The sequence below is a fragment of the Kitasatospora purpeofusca genome, assembly GCF_042691725.1.
GTDB lineage: Bacteria > Actinomycetota > Actinomycetes > Streptomycetales > Streptomycetaceae > Kitasatospora > Kitasatospora purpeofusca_B.
Window position 1 is genome coordinate 3,160,378 of sequence record NZ_CP170483.1, and the last position, 18,755, is coordinate 3,179,132.

General features: G+C 75.2%; 14 protein-coding genes and 3 tRNA genes. 1 reads left to right on the top strand and 16 read right to left on the bottom strand.

Features of this window, described 5'->3' with window-relative positions; all coding sequences use genetic code 11:
- Positions 1–214: 214 nt before the first annotated feature.
- The 8 genes from ACFCLZ_RS13215 to ACFCLZ_RS13250 all read right to left on the bottom strand — a co-directional run bounded on the left by ACFCLZ_RS13215 (position 215) and on the right by ACFCLZ_RS13250 (position 12,672).
- Positions 215–2,830, bottom strand: a complete 2,616-nt coding sequence (locus ACFCLZ_RS13215; RefSeq protein ID WP_380285099.1) for a ComEC/Rec2 family competence protein — start codon at positions 2,828–2,830, stop codon at positions 215–217.
- 186 nt (positions 2,831–3,016) lie between these two features.
- Positions 3,017–3,982: a helix-hairpin-helix domain-containing protein gene (locus ACFCLZ_RS13220; RefSeq protein ID WP_380285100.1), complete on the bottom strand. Its 966-nt coding sequence runs from the start codon at positions 3,980–3,982 to the stop codon at positions 3,017–3,019.
- Between the two features lie 134 nt (positions 3,983–4,116).
- Positions 4,117–4,962, bottom strand: coding sequence for a DegV family protein (locus ACFCLZ_RS13225; protein ID WP_380285101.1), 846 nt, complete (start codon positions 4,960–4,962; stop codon positions 4,117–4,119).
- Positions 4,963–5,014: 52 nt separating this feature from the next.
- Positions 5,015–5,848: a hypothetical protein gene (locus tag ACFCLZ_RS13230; protein WP_380285102.1), complete on the bottom strand. Its 834-nt coding sequence runs from the start codon at positions 5,846–5,848 to the stop codon at positions 5,015–5,017.
- A 319-nt stretch (positions 5,849–6,167) separates the two neighbouring features.
- A complete protein-coding gene (gene leuS, locus ACFCLZ_RS13235; protein ID WP_380285103.1) occupies positions 6,168–9,071 on the bottom strand; it encodes a leucine--tRNA ligase in 2,904 nt (967 codons plus the stop codon).
- Positions 9,072–9,318: 247 nt separating this feature from the next.
- Positions 9,319–10,791 carry a hypothetical protein gene (locus ACFCLZ_RS13240; protein ID WP_380285104.1) on the bottom strand — a complete coding sequence of 491 codons (1,473 nt, stop codon included), beginning with the start codon at positions 10,789–10,791 and terminating at the stop codon, positions 9,319–9,321.
- A gap of 104 nt (positions 10,792–10,895) precedes the next feature.
- Positions 10,896–10,968: transfer RNA gene (locus ACFCLZ_RS13245), tRNA-Ala, on the bottom strand.
- A 105-nt stretch (positions 10,969–11,073) separates the two neighbouring features.
- A complete protein-coding gene (locus tag ACFCLZ_RS13250) occupies positions 11,074–12,672 on the bottom strand; it encodes an MFS transporter (RefSeq protein WP_380285105.1) in 1,599 nt (532 codons plus the stop codon).
- A 102-nt stretch (positions 12,673–12,774) separates the two neighbouring features.
- On the opposite strand from ACFCLZ_RS13250, the gene ACFCLZ_RS13255 reads away from it, so the two are divergent.
- Positions 12,775–13,791, top strand: a complete 1,017-nt coding sequence (locus tag ACFCLZ_RS13255) for a helix-turn-helix transcriptional regulator (protein WP_380285106.1) — start codon at positions 12,775–12,777, stop codon at positions 13,789–13,791.
- Between the two features lie 64 nt (positions 13,792–13,855).
- Here the strand turns inward: ACFCLZ_RS13255 and ACFCLZ_RS13260 are convergent.
- From ACFCLZ_RS13260 to ACFCLZ_RS13295, 8 genes are all read right to left on the bottom strand, one after another.
- Positions 13,856–13,928 (bottom strand) — tRNA-Ala (locus ACFCLZ_RS13260).
- 37 nt (positions 13,929–13,965) lie between these two features.
- Positions 13,966–14,038, bottom strand: a tRNA-Ala gene (locus ACFCLZ_RS13265).
- Between the two features lie 135 nt (positions 14,039–14,173).
- Positions 14,174–14,821 carry a histidine phosphatase family protein gene (locus tag ACFCLZ_RS13270; protein ID WP_380286157.1) on the bottom strand — a complete coding sequence of 216 codons (648 nt, stop codon included), beginning with the start codon at positions 14,819–14,821 and terminating at the stop codon, positions 14,174–14,176.
- Complete coding sequence (rsfS, locus tag ACFCLZ_RS13275; RefSeq protein WP_380285107.1) at positions 14,818–15,288, bottom strand: ribosome silencing factor; 471 nt, start codon at positions 15,286–15,288, stop codon at positions 14,818–14,820. Before rsfS ends, ACFCLZ_RS13270 begins: the two co-directional genes overlap by 4 nt.
- 151 nt (positions 15,289–15,439) lie before the next feature.
- On the bottom strand, positions 15,440–17,335 hold the full coding sequence (locus ACFCLZ_RS13280; protein ID WP_380285108.1) for an LCP family protein: 1,896 nt from the start codon (positions 17,333–17,335) through the stop codon (positions 15,440–15,442).
- A 22-nt stretch (positions 17,336–17,357) separates the two neighbouring features.
- Entirely contained in the window at positions 17,358–17,990 is a 633-nt protein-coding gene (gene nadD / locus ACFCLZ_RS13285; protein ID WP_380285109.1) for a nicotinate-nucleotide adenylyltransferase, read from the bottom strand.
- Between the two features lie 97 nt (positions 17,991–18,087).
- Positions 18,088–18,246 carry a hypothetical protein gene (locus ACFCLZ_RS13290; protein ID WP_350569256.1) on the bottom strand — a complete coding sequence of 53 codons (159 nt, stop codon included), beginning with the start codon at positions 18,244–18,246 and terminating at the stop codon, positions 18,088–18,090.
- A 164-nt stretch (positions 18,247–18,410) separates the two neighbouring features.
- Positions 18,411–18,557: a hypothetical protein gene (locus ACFCLZ_RS13295; RefSeq protein ID WP_350553676.1), complete on the bottom strand. Its 147-nt coding sequence runs from the start codon at positions 18,555–18,557 to the stop codon at positions 18,411–18,413.
- Positions 18,558–18,755: the final 198 nt, after the last annotated feature.

Here is an 18,755-nt window from a genome sequence, read left to right on the forward strand (position 1 = left end):
CCTCGCCCGGAGCGCGGCGCTGTTCTCTCCCTCGCCATCCGAGCGGGAACCCTGCGGTACGTGCCCGAGCCGCTGTGGCCCTCGCCCGGCCCGAGCGGCGCTCGGGCCGGGCGAGAAAAAACGTTTCTTCCGGGCACGCCCCAGCCCTCCTCCCCGACCCCGACCCCACACCCCACACACACCCCAGGGATCGGGGAGGAGGGTGGTCCGGAGATCACCGGGGCGGTGCGCGCCGGCCGAAGCCGGCGCGCACCGCGAGCCAGGCACTGGGCATCGGCTCCGAGGCCGCGACAGCACGCGGCGTCTCGTGGGTGGCCCGCGGCCTGTGCGGGCCGTGGCCGGGGCGCTCGCCGTGCGGGTGGACGGCCGCGCCGAGGCGGGCCGGGCCGTCTCCCGTCACCGCGATGTCGCCCATCCGGTCCGTTCGCAGGACCGCGGCGCCCAGCGCCCGCAGCCGGTCCACCGTGCGCGGCGACGGGTGGCCGTACGGGTTGTCCTCGCCGCAGGAGATCAGGGCCAGCCGGGGGCTCAGCGCCGCCGTCAACTCCCAGTCCTGGTGGGCCGAACCGTGGTGCGCCACCTTCAACACGTCCACCTTGCTCTCCTTCCGGTCCGTCCTCAGCCTGCTCAACAGGGCCTCCTGCGCCGGCGGCTCCAGATCGCCCAGCAGGGCCATCCGCACACCGCCCGCCAGGGTCACCAGCAGCGCGACACTCGCGTTGTTCGCACCCGACATCGCCGTCGGCTCCTCTCCGTCCGGCCACAGCACCTCCCACGAGACCCCGGCCCCCACGGACCGGCGCTCCCCGCGACCGGCCCGCGTCAGCGGGACCCCGGCCTGCGCCGCCCATCCCGCGACCCGGGCGGCCTCGCCCGGTGGATCGTTCACCGCCGTCCCCTGCACCGCCGCGACCCGCCGGCCGTGCAACACCCCCGGCAGCCCCTCGACGTGGTCGGCGTGGAAGTGCGTGGCCAGGAAGAGCGGCACCCGGGTGATCCCCAGATCACGCAGACAGCGGTCGGCCGCCTGCGGATCCGGGCCGGCGTCCACCACCACCGCGCTGTCGGGCGGATCGCCGTTCTCCGGAACCACCGGCAGCACCACCATGTCGCCCTGCCCCACGTCGCACATGACCAGCCGCCAGTCCGGTGGCGGCCAACCGGTCGCGATCCGGGCCAGCTGCGGCGGCCTCAGCAGCACCACGAGCAGGACCAGCAGCAGGACGCCCACCACCACCGGCCGAAGCCCGGCGCGCGGCCGACGCGCACCGGCCCCGCCGGCGGCGCGCCGGGGCAGCAGTGCGGGCGCCGCGCAGCAGAGCGCCGCCGTGCCGACGGCGAGGCTCACCGTGCCGAACCACCCGCCCGGCCAGGACAGCTGACCGCCCGGAAGCTCAGCGCCGTGCCGGGCGACCGCGGCCAGCCAGCCGGCCGGGACGGCGGCGGGCTCGGCGAGCAACCGGGCCAGCGCGGGCGACAACGGATCGAGCACCAGGACCGCGAACCCCAACAAGGTCGCGGGGGCCACCGCCAGCTCGGCCAGCAGGTTGCACGGGATCCCCACGAGGCTGACGTGCCCGGACAGCACCACCGTCACCGGCGCGCAGAGCGCCTGGGCCGCCGCCGTCGCCCCGACGGCGCCCGCGAGGTGGTGCGGCCAGCCGCGCGCCCGCAGGGCGTCCGCCCAGCGCGGACCGAGGACCAACAGGCCGGTCGTGGCGAGCACCGACAGCAGGAAGCCGAAGGAGTGTGCCAGGTAGGGGTCGAGGAGGACCAGCAGCAGGGCCGTGCCCGCCAGCGCCGGCACCGCCTGGCGCGGACGCCCGGTGGCCAGTGCCAGCAGCCCGAGCAACCCCGTCCCCGCCGCCCTCAGCACGCTGGGCTCCGGGCGGCAGATCGTCACGAAGGCCAGCGTGACGGCGGCACCGAGCAGTGCCGTGGTACGCAGCGGGATCCCGAGCAGGGCGGCGAGGCCGCTCCGTTCGGCGGTGCCCGCCCGCCCCGGGGCGCCGAGCAGCACGCCCAGCACGATCGCGAGGTTGGCCCCGCTGACCGCGACCAGGTGGGCCAGGTCGGTGTCCCGGAACGCCTCCCAGAGGTCGTCCGGAAGCCGGGAGGTGTCGCCCACGACGAGGCCGGGCAGCAGCCCGCGCTCGTCGGCCGGCAGGCCGTCGGTGGCCGCGCGCAGCCCCGCCCGGAGCCGCCCGGCGATCCGCTGCGGCAGGCTCGGCGGCGCGAGCCGTCGTGGTTCGCCGTGCGCGATCAGCAGCACCGCCGACTCGCCCGCGCGCTCGTCCGACGGACGGACCGTCACCTCGGCGGCGAGCCGGGTCGAGGGCAGCAGCCGTTCCCACGCCCCGGTCTCCTCACCGCGGACCAGGACGGTGACCGGTGTGCTGGTGCGGACGGTGCGCGGGCCCGGCGCGCCCGGGAGGGCGCCGTCGGGAACGGTGACGCGGTCCACCACGGCGTCCACGGTGAGCAGCGCCTGTCCGGAACCGGAGCCGCCGCCGCGGGAGAGGCGCACGCGCGGGTCCCCGGTGAGGGTGAGGTCGACGCCGACCTCCGGTGCCGGGGTGGCCGCGCGGGCCAGTTCGGGCAGTGGTCCGCGGTGCAGGTCGGCGGTGTGCAGGAGGGTGGCGGTCGTGGCGGCGGCCGCGGTGAGCAGGACGGCCGCCAGGGTCACCGTGGCGGACCGGTGGCGGAAGGGGCCGGCCTCCGCGCCCGCCCGGAGCGCGAAGAGGACAAGACCGAGGAGCGCGGCCGTGCCCGCCGCGACCGCGAGGACGGCGGTGTGCCCGGGGCCCAGGCCGAGGACCGCGGCCGTCACCGCCCAGGCGGCGACGGCGGGCAGCAGCAGGCGGAGGTCGTTGGGACGCGGCGCGGCGCAGGCGGTGGCGCCGGGGAGGGGAGCGGCAATGGCGGTGGCGGTGGCGGTGGCGATGACGGCACCTCCTTTCGGGCAGCGGCGGGCGAGGGCGGGGACAGAGCCGGCGGGGACAGAGGCGGCCGGACATCAGAGGGTGAGCAGCGGACGGAGCTCCGTGAACGTGCGCTCGCCGACTCCGCTCACCTGCCGGAGCTGGTCGAGTGAGCGGAACGCGCCGCCGTGGGAGGCGCGGAAGGCGATGATCCGCTGGGCGAGGGTCGGACCGACGCCGGGAAGGGTGTCCAACTGTTCGAGGGTGGCGTGGTTGAGGCTGACCGGCTGTTTCGACGCCCCGGCGGGCGGCGGCCCCGTTCCCGCCCCGGCGGCCGGCGGGGGGCTCGGCTCGCCGACGAGGATCTGCTCGCCGTCCGCCAGGACACGGGCCAGGTTGAGGTTCCTGGTGTCCGCCCCGGGCAGCGGCCCACCGGCCACCCGCAGGGCGTCCGCGACCCGGGATCCGCCGGGCAGGGTGTGCACTCCCGGGGAGCCGACCCGGCCGCCGATGTCGACCACCACGACGGCGCCCGGAGCCGCGCCACCGGTGTCGCTCCCCGCCGCGCCTCCCGCCACGCCTCCTGCCACGCCGTCGGGCGGGCCCGGCCCGGGGGTGGCGGCCGACGGGACCGAGGCGACGGCGACGGCCGGCACCTCGACCGGCTGCGGCCGCGCCAGCCAGAAGTGCTGGACGCCGTAGCCGACGGTGAGCAGGAGGAGGACGAGCAGGCCGACCACCGCCCGCCGGTCGAGCGTCACCGCATGGCCCGTCCACGGGTGCGCGGCGCGGTCCGGCACGGCATGGTCCGGCACGGCATCGCCGGACACGCCGTGGCCGGCCACGGCGTAGTCGGGCGAGGGGCGGCCGTCGGACGCCGGGCGAGCGGACACGGGGCCGGGCGACGGGCCACCGTCACCCGCCGGCGCCGCGTACACCGAGGGCTCGGCGTCCGGAGGTTCACCGGCCTCGGGCAGCAGGGCCGCCATCCGCAGGCTCGCGGTCTCGTTGATCCGCTGGATCTCGTGGCGCTTGCGCGCGCCGATGCGCATGCTCGTCATGCGGAGCACGGTAGGAACCGCCCGGTCGGTGCGCGGGAATCACCGAATACCTGTGGAAAACCCGGGGGTTGTGGACGAAGAAGCTCACCCGCAGGAGGGAGGGAGGGCGTCAGGTGTTGACGAACCGGCACCCGTCACCGGGGCGAGACCACCACCGCCAGCAGCCCCGGCCCGACGTGGGCGCCGATCACCGCCCCCACCTCGCCCACGTACAGGTCGCACAGCCCCGGCACCCGCCCCCGCAGACGTTCGGCGAGCGGCTCGGCCCGGTCCTCCGCCGCCAGGTGGTGGACGGCGATGTCGACCTCCCGCTCCCCCGCCCGCTCGACCGCGATCTCCTCCAGCCGGGCGATCGCCCGGGACGCCGTGCGCACCTTCTCCAGGGGCTCGATCCGCCCCCCGTCCAGGTGCAGCAGCGGCTTGACCGCGAGCGCCGAGCCGAGCAGCGCCCGCGCGGCGCCGATCCGGCCTCCCCGGCGCAGGTACTCCAGCGTGTCGACGTAGAAGAAGCCGCTGGTCACGGCGGTCCGCCGCTCGACGGCCGCCGCCGCCTCGTCGATTCCCCGGCCGGCCGCGATCGCCTCGGCCGCCGCCAGCACCCCGTACCCGAGCGCCATGCCGACCAGCCGGCTGTCCACGACCCGCACCGGGACGGGCGACTCGGCGGCCGCCAGCCGGGCGGCCTCCGCCGTCCCCGACAGCTCACCGGAGATGTGCACCGAGACGACGCCCCGCGCGCCGCCCTCGGCGGCCGCCCGGTAGGCGGCGGCGAAGGACTCCGGGCTGGGCCGGGAGGTGGTGACCCGGTGCTTGCCGCGCAGGGCCTCGGCGACGTCCTTCGGGGAGATCTCGACGCCCTCGGCGCACACCTCGTCGCCGACCACCACGCTCAGCGGGACCACGGTGATCCCGTGCCGGTCGACGGCGTGCTGCGGCAGATAGGCCGTGGAATCGGTGACGAGTGCGAGGTCGGCGGGCATGAGGCGGAGGTTACTCCCCGCCCGGGCCGGAGGGCAGCATCCGGGTCGCCGCTCAGCCGGCCGAGGGCCCGGCGGACGGCTTGCGCAGCCGCTGCGCCAGCTTGGCCACCGGGTCGGCGAGGCCGAGCAGGTCCTCGGCGCTGGGCCGGCCACCGCGCCCGTCCGTGAGCCCGGGACGGTCCGCAGCGACCCCACCGGCCCCACCGGCCCCACCGGCCCCACCGGCCCCAGCGACCCCACCGGCCTCGCGCGCCGCCCCGGAGGCCCCGCCCGCACCCGCCGCCGTGGAACCAGCCGCCGCAGAACCACCCGCCGCCCCGGAGCCCCCCGAAGCGGCGTCCCAGTGCCGCAGCGCCCCCGCCTCGTCCTCGCACTCCTGACTCAACCGGCTCAGCTCGTCCTCCGCGAACCGGTGCATCCGGTCCTGCGCGGCCCACCGCATGGCCTCCGCCGACTGCGTGATCCGCTCGGCCCGCTCGCGCAGCTCCGGCAGCTTCGCCGCGACGCGCCCGGCGTCCGGCTCGCGCTCCAGCATCCGCAGCTCGCCGTCCAGCTCCGCCGCGTGGGTGTCCAGCCGGGCCAGCAGCGCGAGCGACTCGCCGAGCTGGCCGTCCTGGGCGACGCCGCCCTGCAGGACCTGCCGGGTGCCGTCCAGCGAGGTCCGCAGGCGCAGGCGGACGGCGGAGATCTGCCCCTGCGGGCCGGTCTGGGTGTAGGTCTTGGCCTTGAGCGTGACGTTCTCGACCGCCCGGCGGGCCTTGGCCTCCTGGCGTTCCATCTTCTCGCCGACCGCCCGGGCGGCCTTGACCAGGCCGACCACGACGAGCACCGCCACCCCGATCCCGAACAGGAGGGCGAGTACGAGCAACACCCCGAGGATCTCCATCACGCGCCACCTTCCACCAGCCGAACCGGCCCCACCGGGCCCAACGGGGGCCGCCCCACCGAGGGTTCCACGGTAGCCCCGCCGGTCGCCCGGCGGAGCGCCGATCAGGGGCGCCGGGCCGGAGTTCAGGGACGGGTTCAGGGACGACTCGGGGTGATCCCCGAGTCCACGAGACCCCCGAGCCCGATTCCACGAGATCCCCGAACCCCACGGAACCCCCGAGCCCACGGCACCCCCGAGCCGCGCCCCGCCCCGAGGCCCCGGAAACGCCGCGGGGCGGGCGCTCCCGAAGGAACGCCCGCCCCGCCCGGCACCGGCCTCAGCCGGTGACGATGTTGACCAGCTTCGGCGCCCGCGCGATCACCTTGCGCACCTCGGCCCCGCCGATCGCGGCGACGACCGCCGGGTCGGCCAGCGCCAGCGCCTCCAGCTCGGCGTCCGAGATCGACGGCGCGACCTCCAGCCGGGCCTTGACCTTGCCCTTGACCTGCACCACGCAGGTCACCGTCTCGTCGACGACGTACGCCGGGTCGGCCACCGGGTAGCCGGCGTACGCCAGCGAGTCGCCGTGGCCCAGCCGCCGCCACAGCTCCTCCGCGATGTGCGGGGCCAGCGGGGCGACCATCAGGACCACCTGCTCGGCCACCGACCGCGGCGTGGAACCGCGCTTGACCAGGTAGTTGTTCAGCTCGATCGCCTTGGCGACGGCCGTGTTGAAGCGCAGCCCGGCCATGTCGCCGCGAACGCCGTCGACGGCCTTGTGCAGGGCGCGCAGCGTCGCCTCGTCCGGCTCCTCGTCCGTCACCACCAGCTCGCCGGTCGCCTCGTCGACGATGTTGCGCCACAGCCGCTGCAGGAAGCGGTAGGAGCCGACGACGGCGCGGGTGTCCCACGGGCGGGAGACGTCCAGCGGGCCCATCGACATCTCGTACAGGCGCAGCGTGTCGGCGCCGTACTCGTCGGCGATCTCGTCGGGGGCGACGGCGTTCTTCAGGGACTTGCCCATCTTGCCGGCCTCGCGCTTGACCGGCTCGCCCTGCCAGAAGTACTGGCCGTCGCGCTCCTCGACCTCGGTGGCGGGCACCGGGAAGCCGCGCTCGTCGCGGTAGACGTCGGCGGTGATCATGCCCTGGTTGAACAGCTTGTGGAACGGCTCGACGGACGAGACGTGGCCCAGGTCGTGCAGCACCTTGTGCCAGAAGCGGGCGTACAGCAGGTGCAGGACGGCGTGCTCGGCGCCGCCGACGTACAGGTCGGCGCCGCCGCCGGGCTTCTGCTCGGTGGGGCCCAGCCAGTACCGCTCGTTGGCCGGGTCGACGGCCTGCTCGCGGTTGGCCGGGTCGATGTAGCGCAGCTCGTACCAGCAGGAGCCGGCCCAGTTGGGCATGGTGTTGGTCTCGCGGCGGTACGTCCTCGGGCCGTCGCCCAGGTCCAGCTCGACGCTGACCCAGTCCTCGTTGCGCGACAGCGGGGTCTTCGGCGTGGAGGTGGAGTCGTACGGGTCGTAGGTGTGCGGCGAGTAGTCGTCGACCTGCGGGACCTCGACGGGCAGCATCGACTCGGGCAGCGCGTGCATGACGCCGTCCTCGTCGTAGACGATCGGGAAGGGCTCGCCCCAGTACCGCTGGCGGCTGAACAGCCAGTCGCGCAGGCGGTAGTTGACGGTGCCTTCGCCGATGCCGCGCGCGGTCAGCCAGGCGGTGACGGCGGCCTTGGCGTCGACGACGCTCAGGCCGTTCAGCGCGATGCCGTCCTCGGTGCCCTCGTCGTGGGCCGAGTTGACGATGACGGAGTCGTAGGTGTCGAACGCGTCGTCCCAGCCGGCCGGGTCCTCGCCGCGCCCGTCGGTGGGCTCGACGACGCAGCGCATCGGCAGGTCGAAGGCGCGCGCGAAGGCGAAGTCGCGGTGGTCGTGGGCGGGGACGGCCATGATGGCGCCGGTGCCGTAGCCCATCAGCACGTAGTCGGCGATGAAGACCGGGACGGGCTCGCCGCTGACCGGGTTGACGGCGTAGGCGCCGGTGAAGACACCGGTCTTGACCTTCGCCTCGACCTGCCGCTCGACGTCGGACTTGGCGGCCGCGGCGGCGCGGTAGGCGGTGACGGCCTCGGCGGGGGTGGCGGCGCCGCCGGTCCACGCCTCACGGGTGCCCTCGGGCCAGGCGGCGGGCACGATCGCGTCGACCAGCCCGTGCTCGGGGGCCAGCACCATGTAGGTGGCGCCGAACAGGGTGTCGGGGCGGGTGGTGAAGACGGTGATCTTCCGATCGGCGGCGTCGCCGACGGAGAAGTCGACGCGGGCGCCCTCGGAGCGGCCGATCCAGTTGCGCTGCTGCAGCTTGATGGCCTCGGGCCAGTCCAGCAGGTCCAGGTCGGAGATCAGCCGGTCGGAGTAGGCGGTGATCCGCATCATCCACTGGCGCAGGTTGGACTTGAAGACGGGGAAGTTGCCGCGCTCGGAGCGGCCGTCGGCGGTGACCTCCTCGTTGGACAGCACGGTGCCCAGCCCGGGGCACCAGTTGACCGGCACCTCCTTGGCGTAGGCCAGCCGGTACTCGCCCAGCACCTCCTCGCGCTCGGCGCCGTTCAGCCCGGACCAGGCGCGGCCGCCGGGGACCTCACGGGTGCCGTTCTCGAACTCGGCGACCAGCTCGGCGATCGGGCGGGCCTTGGCGGCCTGCTCGTCGTACCAGGAGTTGAAGATCTGCAGGAAGATCCACTGCGTCCAGCGGTAGTACTCGGGGTCGATCGTGGCGATCGAGCGGCGCGGGTCGTGGCCCAGGCCCAGCCGGCGCAGCTGCTGGCGCATGTTGGCGATGTTGGCCTCGGTGGAGACCCGCGGGTGGGTGCCGGTCTGCACGGCGTACTGCTCGGCGGGCAGGCCGAAGGAGTCGTAGCCCAGGGTGTGCAGGACGTTGTAGCCGTTCATCCGCTGGTAGCGGGCGAAGACGTCGGTGGCGATGTAGCCCAGCGGGTGGCCGACGTGCAGGCCGGCGCCCGACGGGTACGGGAACATGTCCATGATGAAGCTGTGCGGCTTCGCGGCGACGTCGGCGGCGGCCGGGTCGGCCAGGTCGCCGACCGGGTTGGGGGCGTGGAACGTCCCCTCCTTCTCCCAGATGTCCTGCCAGCGGGACTCGATCTCCGCCGCCAGGGCGGCGCTGTACCGGAACGGCGCGGTCGCGGTGTCGGCCGCACCGGACGCAGGGGTCGTCTCGCTCATGGTCCTTCAAGCTCCATCGATGTCAGTTGGCGAACCGGCGTTCCGGGCCGGCGACGGGACGGGGTGCCCGGGCCGGGGCCCGGACGGACGCCGGGCGGCGGGCCCGGGCGGAAAACAAAAAAGCCCCTCGCAGGAGGGGGTGCCACGCCGACTCCGGCTCCGCCCTCGGGCGTGGCCGGTCCTGGTCAGCGCGGCCGACTAAGGAGCAGGCGCGCGGTTCGCATGGGCTCAGGGTACCGCAAGGGGGTCAGCCCCCTCCCGGGGCGGCCGCCGACGTGCCCGCCGCCCCGTCCCCGGCGGCCCCGGCCGGAACCGCCTGGACCAGGCCTTCCGAAGCCACCAGGGCCCCCGCCGCCACCGCAGCCGCCGCACCCGCCGGCCCCGCACCCGCCGAGCCCGACGCCGCCAACGTCGCCGTCGCCGCCGACGCCGCCGAACGGAACGCCGCGTCGATCCCCCGCAGCGCCCGCGCCACCCGCTCCGACTGCATCCCCGCAGCCAGCGCCCGCGCCCGGTCCGCGGTGCGCGCCGCCTTCGCGGCGTCGCCCGCCAGCCGCTGCGAGTCGGCCAGCCGGACCATGAGCAGGGCCCGCGTCCGCGCCCTGCCGGGGCCCAGCCCCGCCACCGCCTCGGCCAGCAGCGCCTGCGCCCGCCCGTGCTCCCCCAGGAACAGGTACCCCTCCCCCACCATGCCCGCGAGGTCCGCCCGCTCCTCGCCCAGGGCGCCGCGCGCGCCCCCGTCCAGCTCCGCGAAGGCCCGCTCCGCCGTCCCGGCGAGCCCGGCCGCCTCGCCGTACCGCCCGTGGGCGCGGGCGATCCGGCCGAGCTGCAGCGCCCGGTCGGCCGGGCCGAGCCCGTCCCCGGCCGCCGCCACCGCCCGCGCGAGCACCGCGACCACGTCCAGCCCGCGCCCGCCCGCGCTCCAGGTGGCCAGCACCACCAGGCCGCCGAGCACCGCCACCCCGTCCCGGTGTTCCCCGCTCAGGTGCGCGGCGCGCAGCGCGGCCGCGAACGCCCGCTGCGCGGTGGCGTCGTGGCCGAGGTCGAACGCGGCCCAGGCCGCGAGCCGGGCGAGGCGGCCCGCCGCGCCGTAGAGCGCCCGGCCGAGCGGTTCGTCGTACCGGCCGAGTTCCAGCAGCTTGGCGACCATGGCCAGTTCGGCGCGGACGGGGCCGAGGACGAGTCCGCCGCCGCAGGATCGTTCCAGCCGCTGTTTGCTGCCGTGGGCGGCGGCGAGTTCACCGATCACCGCGGGATCGACGCGCAGCGCGCCGTCACCGGCGAGGGCGGGCGGCGGGGTGGCCAGCCGGCGGGCGGCCTCGGCGACGTCGGCGCCGCGGAAGAGGTCGGTGAGGCGGACGGGGCCGGCGTCGGCGGCGGTCTCGCGCAGCGCGGTCTGCGCGGTGTCGGCCGTCCACGGGTCGGTCAGCAGGCGCGGGGAGAGGATCTTGGCGCCGCGGTGGCCGCCCATCGGGCCCCACAGCTGTTCGTAGGTGACGGCGATGCCGAGGGTGCGGCCGAGCACCTCGCAGACGGCCTGGTCGTGCGGGCTGCGCGGGACCATGCCGCGGTCGCGCCACTTGTAGGGGGCGGTGGAGCTGATCGCGAGCCGGGACGGGACGGTGAGGTTGACCTCGCGGGCGAGCCGCTCCGGGCTCCAGCCGAGCTGGTGGAGTATCCGGGCGAGTTCCTCGTTGCGTCTGCGCTCCAGATCGGCCATGGCTCCGACGGTAGCGGTCCGCCGGGGGCGGCCGCCGGGAGGTCGCGGAAAAGCCGTGAACGCCGAAGGCCGCCTCCCGTGCGGGAGGCGGCCTTCGGTTCCTGTGGAGCTACGGGGAATTGAACCCCGGACCTCTTGCATGCCATGCAAGCGCTCTACCAACTGAGCTACAGCCCCTTGACCTGCGATGTCACCGGGGGCTTCGTTCCGTTTCCCTCGGCGACATCGACTACTTTACACGGTCCGGGGGGTGCTCCACGAATCCGTTCCTCCGGCGGCCGCCTACCCGCCCGCCGACCGCCCCTCCCCGCCCGCCGACCGGACCACCGACCGGCCCTCCGCAGCGGCCTCCACCCGGGTCTCCGCAGCAGCCTCCCCAGCAGCGTCCCCAGCGGCGCCCCCGGCGGCCTCCCGCCGTCCGGCCGCCACCGCCCGGGCGGCGAAGCCGACGGCGAGCGCGACGGCCCCGCCGACGACGGCCGCCGCGAGCAGCAGCGCGTGCCCGGAGCCGCGGGCGGACGCGGGCAGGTCGACCGCGCCGAGGAACACCGAGCCGACCAGCGCGATGCCGACGACCTGGCCGAGCTGGACCGCCGTGACCGTGAACCCGCTGGCGTCCGCCGCGTCGGCGGGCGCGACCCGGGCGAGCGCCCGGGCGAACAGCGGCGCGTACGCGCAGCCGGCGAGCAGCCCGAGGACGGCGGAGAGCAGCAGCGCCGCCGCGCCGAACGGGGACCCGTCGCGCAGCATGAGGCCGAGCAGCACGTAGCCGACGGCGAGCAGGCCGGTGCCGAGCTGGGGCAGGACGCCGTGCAGACGCCCGGGCAGCCGCTGCCAGTACAGGCTCGCGACGCCGAAGCCGACCGCGATCGGCGCGGAGCAGAGCCCGGCGCGCAGGGCGCTGTAGCCGAGGCCGGACTGCTGGTGCAGGGCGAAGGAGAACATGAAGCCGGCGAAGGCCAGCATGATCATGAACACCGCGCCGACGGCGGGCAGCAGCCCGGCCGCGCCGAGCACCCGCCCGCTGATCAGCGGCTGTCCGCCGCGCCGGGCGATCCGCCGCTCGACGACCGCGAACAGGGCGAACAGCAGCACGCTCGCGCCGAGCATCGCCCAGCCCCAGCCGGGCCAGCCGAGTTCGTGGCCGAGCACCAACGGGACGACGAGCAGCCCGAGGGCGGCGGCGAGCACCAGCAGGCCGGGCAGGTCGAAGCCGCGGTCGCGGTCCCCGGGCAGCCGTGGCAGCAGCCGGGCGCCGGCCGCCATCAGCACCGCGCCGATCGGCACGTTGACCAGGAAGACCGGACGCCAGCCGAAGCCGAACAGGTCGGCGTCGACGAGCACCCCGCCGAGCACCTGCCCGCCCGCGATGCCGCCGGCGAGGACGGCCGAGTACAGGCCCAGCGCGCGGACGCGGGCCTGGCCGGTGAAGGTCCGCTGGACGAGGCTCATCACCTGGGGGACCATCAGGGCCGCCCCGGCGCCCTGGAGCAGCCGGAAGGCGATCAGCCAGCCGGTGGCGGGGGCGAGCCCGCAGGCCAGCGAGGTGGCGGTGAAGGCGGCCAGGCCGCTCTGGAAGAGCCTGCTGTAGCCGTAGCGGGCCCCGAGCCGGGCGCCGGTGATGAGCAGGACGGCGTAGGCGATGGTGTATCCGGCCACCACGAACTGGAGGGCGGCGCCGGAGGCGTGCAGGTCGGTGCGGATGCTCGGCACCGCGACGTTGACGACGGCCGTGTCGAGCACCGCCATGAACTGGCCGCCGAGGACGAGCGCGAGGAGCGGTCCGGGCCGGGCGACGGACGCCGTACCGGGACCGGCGGCGGGGGCGTCGGCCGGCGAGGCCGTCCCGGCCGGACCGCGCCGGGTCTGGAGATCGGTCATGCGTCGAGCCTCGGGGCCGCCCGGTACCAGTGGTTAGAGCCTGCGGATCCTGGTACCGGCAGCACCTGTTTCGCCCCGCCGGGCTGCGGCACGATGGCGGGTATGACCGTCGCGGACACCCCCGGCACCGTCGAGGCCGGCCTCACGGGCACGGCCCCCGCGGGCACGGCCCCCGTGGGCAAGCCCCCCACGGGCAGGGCCCCGGCAGCCGAGGCCTCCGCCGACCAGGCCCCCGCCGGCCGGCGCGACCGCCACCGCACCGAGCTGGCCGAGTACCTGCGCGCCCGCCGCGCCCGGATCTCCCCCGAGGACGTCGGCCTGCCGCCCGGCCTGCGCCGCCGCACGCCGGGCCTGCGCCGCGAGGAGGTGGCCCAGCTCGCCGGGGTCGGGGTCACCTGGTACACGTGGCTCGAACAGGGGAGGCGGATCAACGCCAGCGCGCAGGTGCTCACCGCGGTGGCCCGGGTGCTGCTGCTGGACGCCACCGAGCGCGAGCACCTGTTCCGGCTGGCCGGGGTGGCGGTGCGGCCGCCGGCGGAGCCCGAGCCGGTCCTGGACCCGTCGACCCAGCTGATCCTGGACGCGCTGGTGCCGCTGCCGGCCGCCGTCTCCAACAGCCGCTACGACGTGCTGGCCTGGAACTCCACCTACGAGGCACTGTTCGCCGCGAGCCGGCAGCGGACGCACGACGGCTGGTTCAACAGCCTCTGGTGCACGGTGAACAGCCCGGACTGCTGCAACCCGTTCCTGAACCGGGGCGAGCAGCTGCCGCAGATGGTCGCCGTGCTGCGCGGCGCGTACGGCCGGCACGTCGGCGAGCCCCGGTGGGAGGAGTACGTGCGGTCGCTGCTGGACGCGAGCGCGGAGTTCCGGGAGCTGTGGGCCCGCCAGGAGGTGTCCTCGCGGCGGACGACGCTGAAGGTGTTCCGGCACCCGCGGGTGGGTGTGCTGCGGCTGAACGCGACGTACCTGACGATCCCCGGGGTGCCGGAGGCGTACGTCGCCGTCTACACCCCGGACACGCCGGAGGACCGCGCGCGGGTGGACCGACTGGCGGCGCTGCCGCCGGGCGGCTGGACGGCCCCCTGCGGCCACGCCCGCACCGGGCCCACCGGCTGAGCCGGAACCCCGCCGGGAACGCCGGAAGGCCGCCACCCACCGGGTGACGGCCTTCCGTAGTCTGTGGAGCTACGGGGAATTGAACCCCGGACCTCTTGCATGCCATGCAAGCGCTCTACCAACTGAGCTACAGCCCCGCGACACACGTGGTCCTCGCGGACCCCGGGTGCGGAGTGGAGCTACGGGGAATTGAACCCCGGACCTCTTGCATGCCATGCAAGCGCTCTACCAACTGAGCTACAGCCCCTCACCCGTCCGGATCTCCCGCTTCCCTTCCGGGCCGCGTTCCCTCCGTGCGAACGAGGAAGACTCTAACCGCAAAGGCCCGGAACTGCGAAATCCGCTCCCCGGGGCCCCCTCCGCACCCCCGACCCGGAGGACCTCAGGTGTCGTCGCCGATGACCGGCTGCGGCAGGGTGCCCGCGTTGTGCTCCAGCAGCCGCCAGCCCCGCGCGCCCCGGCCCAGCACCGACCAGCAGCAGTTCGACAGCCCGCCGAAGCACTCCCACAGCGCCGGATCCAGGCCGAGCATCCGCCCGAGCATGGTGCGGATGGTGCCGCCGTGGCTGACCACGACCAGCGTGCCGTCCCCCGACAGCTTCCCGGCCGCGTCGAGGACCACCGGCACGGCGCGGTCGGCGACCTCGGTCGCCAGCTCGCCGCCACCGCGCCGGACCGGCTCGCCCCGGGTCCAGGCCTCGAACTCCTCGGGGTGGCGCTCGCGGATCTCCGCGTTGGTCAGCCCCTGCCAGGAGCCCGCGTAGGTCTCGCGCAGGCCCTCGTGGTGCTCGACGTGCAGGCCGGTGACCTTGGCCAGCTCCTCGGCGGTGCGCCGGGCCCGCTGGAGGTCGGAGGAGATCAGCAGGTCCGGACGCAGGCCGGCGAGCAGCCGGGCGGCCCGCTGCGCCTGCAGCACGCCCTGCCCGGTCAGTTCGATGTCGGTGGTGCCCTGGAAGCGGGATTCGAGGTTCCAGGAGGTCTGGCCGTGCCGCCAGAAGACGATGCGCGGACCCCGCGCGTCCCGGCTCAGCTGTAGTCCTCGGCGCCGAAGTCGTCCGCCGGGGCGACCTCGGCCGGGGTGACGGCGTTGCCGTCCGCGTCGGTGTGGGCGTCGGGACGGTTGCGGGAGACCAGGGCGTCCTCCGGCAGCGGCAGCTCGGGGCAGTCCTTCCAGAGGCGGTCCAGCGAGTAGAAGGAGCGCTCCTCCGAGTGCTGGACGTGCACGACGATGTCGAGGTAGTCGAGCAGGATCCAGCGGCCCTCGCGCTCGCCCTCCCGGCGCACCGGCTTGATGTCCAGCTTCTCGCGCAGCTGGTCCTCGATCTCCTCGGCGATCGAGCGGACCTGGCGGTCGTTGCTCGCGGAGGCGATCAGGAAGGCGTCGGTGATCGACAGCACCTCGCTGACGTCGAACGCGACGATGTTGTGGGCCAGCTTGTCGGCCGCCGCCTGGGCGGCGACGTTGATGAGTTCCTGGCTGTGCTCAGTGGCGGTCACGGTGTTCTTCCGGCTCGGCGGCTTGGGGCGCCCCCGTGCGCGGCGCGCCGGGGATCGCCTTCCAGGATCTCACGCCGGTCGGGCGGCCCCGGAACCGTTTTCCGGGGCCGCCCGACCGGGCCGGCCGGGGCGTCCGCCCCCCGCCGCCCGGCTACTGGGTCTTGGGCGGCGCGTAGTCCTTGCCCAGGACGACGACCAGGTCGGCGTTCTGCGCGTCGGTGACCTTCTTCACCGCCGTCTCCGGCAGGTTGAGGCTGGTCGCCAGCGACTTCGCGGCGGCCTGCCGGGCGTCGTCGGTGTAGCGGATCTCACTGGCGGCCTGCGGTGCGCCCTTCGTGCCGCCGGGGACGAAGGTGAGGCCCGCGTTGACCACCTGGACCTGGGCGGCGGCGGCCGCCTGGTCGTTGCCGGTGGCGTCCTGGATGGAGACCCTGGCCGGCGCGTCACCGTTGGTCGCGGCCTTGACGGTGCCGCCGAGCACCTCCTTGACCTGCTTGCCGGCGGTGGCCTCGTCCAGCGAGCCGTCCGGCTTGACGGTCAGCGCGGTGGTGCCGAGCTGGCCGCCCTTGGCGAGCTGGGCCATCTGCGCGAGGACCCCGGCGAGCGCGTCCTCGGGCAGCGAGGGGTCGAGCACCGCGTTCATCCGGTGCACGTCGTCCTTGGCGTCCTTGAACTCGACCGGCATGGTGCGCACCACGGCGTCCATCACCTGGCCGAACCGGGCGAGCTGGGCGTCGCGGTTCTCCCCGGCGTTCTGCAGGGTGGCGTAGGCGACCGCGGCCTTCCCGCTGAGCAGGGTGTTCTTGCCCGCGGCGGCGAGCACCTTGCCCTCCGGCTTGCCCCCCTCGTGGACCTCGGCGTTGGTGTCCACCCGGACGCCGCCGAGCTGGGCGACCAGCAGTTCCAGGTACGGGGTGTCGAGCCGCCAGGTGCCGGCGACCGGGGCGCCGAGCACGGTGGTCAGGCCGTCGCGGGTACCGGAGGCGCCGAGGGTGTCCATGGCCTGGCCGACCGTGGTGACCGGCGGGTCGCCGGGGCCGGGCAGCCGCAGCGTGTCCGGCAGCAGCAGCACGGTGCCCTTCTTGCCGGAGGCGTCGTTGACCAGCAGCGCGCTGGAGACCTTGCCCTGCAGGTCGCGCAGGTGGACGACGTTGACCTGACGCGGTCCGGCGGCGGTGGCCGCGTTCTCCTTGCCGCCGGTGAACCAGAGGTAGCCCCCGGCCCCGGCCGCGGCGAGCGCGAGGACCACGCCGGCGCCGATCAGCCGCTTGCGCAGCTTGCGGCGGCGCTCGGCGCGCACCTCGCTGCGGGACTCGGCGAACTTGAGCCAGTCGATGACGTCCTCGGACTTCTCCGGCTCGTCGTCGACGAAGGTGAACTCGCCCGTGGTGTAGTCGTCCGCCGAGGCCCCGGCGCCGGTCCTGGCCCGGGCCGGGCGGGAGCCGCCGACCTGCTCGGAGGGCGGTTCGGGCCGGGCGGGAGCCACCAGCTCGGCGGCGGCCGGGCGCGGCACCCGGGGGCGCGGCGGCGCGGGCGCGGCGGGCTCGGCCGCCGGCTCCGGCTCGACGACGACGGCCGGCATCGGCGCGGTCGCGTACGACGGCGGGTGGGCCTGCGACGACGACTGCGGCGGAGACTGCGGCTGCTGGTAGCCCTGCGGCTCCTGCTGCGGGTACTGGTCCTGGTAGCCGTAGCCGCCCTGCTCCCGGTACCCCTGCGGCACCTGCTGCCCGTACGTACCGGGCTGCTCGTACTGCGGCTCGTAGGAGGGCTGGTACCCCTGCTGCTGGTACTGGTCCTGGTAGCCGTACTGCCCCTGCCCGTAGGGCGCGGGCTGCACCGGCTGCCCGTACTGGTCGTACTGCTCGTACTGCTCGTACTGCTCGTACGGGTCGGCCTGGTCGTACTGGCCGGGTTGGCCGGCCTGGCCGGGCTGCTGCTCGTAGCCGCCCTGCTGCTGGTAGGGCGGGTACTGCTGGTACTGCCCGGCGGACCAGTCGTCCGGCTGCCCGGGCTGCTGCTCCTGAGGTCCCCTGCGCTCGCTCATCCGTCGGTCGGCCCCTCCGGGATCAGGTCCGGTGCGGCGCGTACAGCGCCCGCTTGTCGATGTAGCGGACCACGCCGTCCGGGACGAGGTACCAGACCGGCTCGCCCTTGGCGACCCGGTTGCGGCAGTCCGTGGAGGAGATGGCCAGCGCCGGGACCTCCACCAGGGAGACCCCGCCCACCGGAAGCCCGGCGTCCGACAGAGTGTGCCCCGGCCGGGTGCAACCGATGAAGTGGGCGAGCGAGAAGAGCTCGTCGGAGTCCCGCCAGGACAGGATCTGGGCGAGCGCGTCGGCGCCGGTGATGAAGAACAGGTCGGCGTCGGGGTGCATCGCGTGCAGGTCGCGCAGGGTGTCGACGGTGTACGTCGGGCCCTCGCGGTCGATGTCGATGCGGCTGACCGAGAACTGCGGGTTCTCCGCGGTGGCGATGACCGTCATCAGGTAGCGGTCCTCGGCCGCGCTGACCCGGCGGTCGCTCTTCTGCCACGGCTGTCCGGTCGGGACGAAGATCACCTCGTCCAGGTGGAACGCGCTGGCGACCTCACTCGCGGCGACCAGGTGCCCGTGGTGGATCGGGTCGAAGGTGCCGCCCATCACGCCGAGACGACGCCGCTCAGGCGCCGGTACGCCGGGATTCCCGGTCTGCTCTCCCATGGCGCCACACCTTACGCGACGCCCGTTGCGGTGCGGGAACGGCCGGGTGACGGGCGTCCCGGGGGCGGTGCCGCGCCCCGGGCCACCGTCGGCCGGGTCAGCGGTCCCGGTTGAAGCGGGTGGTCACGAAGAGCAGCAGCAGAAGGACGAACAGCGCGGCGCCACCCGTCAGGTACGGGTTGAGGCTGTCGTGGTTGCCACCCTCGCCCTCGTTCGCGAGGAGGTTCAGGACGGGGAGTGCGGCGGCAGTGCTCATGGTCGGCGGGACCTTCTCGGCTCGGATGGCGGGCAGGGGGTGTCGTACGGACCGGTGAGGGCCCACCCGTCATCGTACGGGGGGTTACACGGCAACCGCTCGGCGGCCCACCGCCTCTGAACCGCCGTGGGCCGGGGCCCGGGAACGGCCGCCGCCGGGGCCGCTCAGTTGTTGCGGCCGGCCCGCAGCAGGATCCAGGCCAGCAGGCCCACGCCGACGAACGACGCGACCACGATGATCCGCAGGAAGAGCCCGGGGCCGTTCTCCGCGGAGATCGGGGCGGCCAGGCTGGCAAGGGCGGCGGTGGACATCTGCGGGCTCCTCGGACTGCTCGGTGCCGCGGCCGGAGGTGGCCCGGCTCTCCCGGGCATTCAGGGTAAACCGCCCTCACACCGGCGCCGCCCACCGCCCCCGCGGGCGCCGTCCGCGCCGCCCCGGACGGCACCCGCGCCACTCGGAACACGCCGCCGGGGACGAGTGCGCAACCGCGGACGTTGTCCGAACAGTCG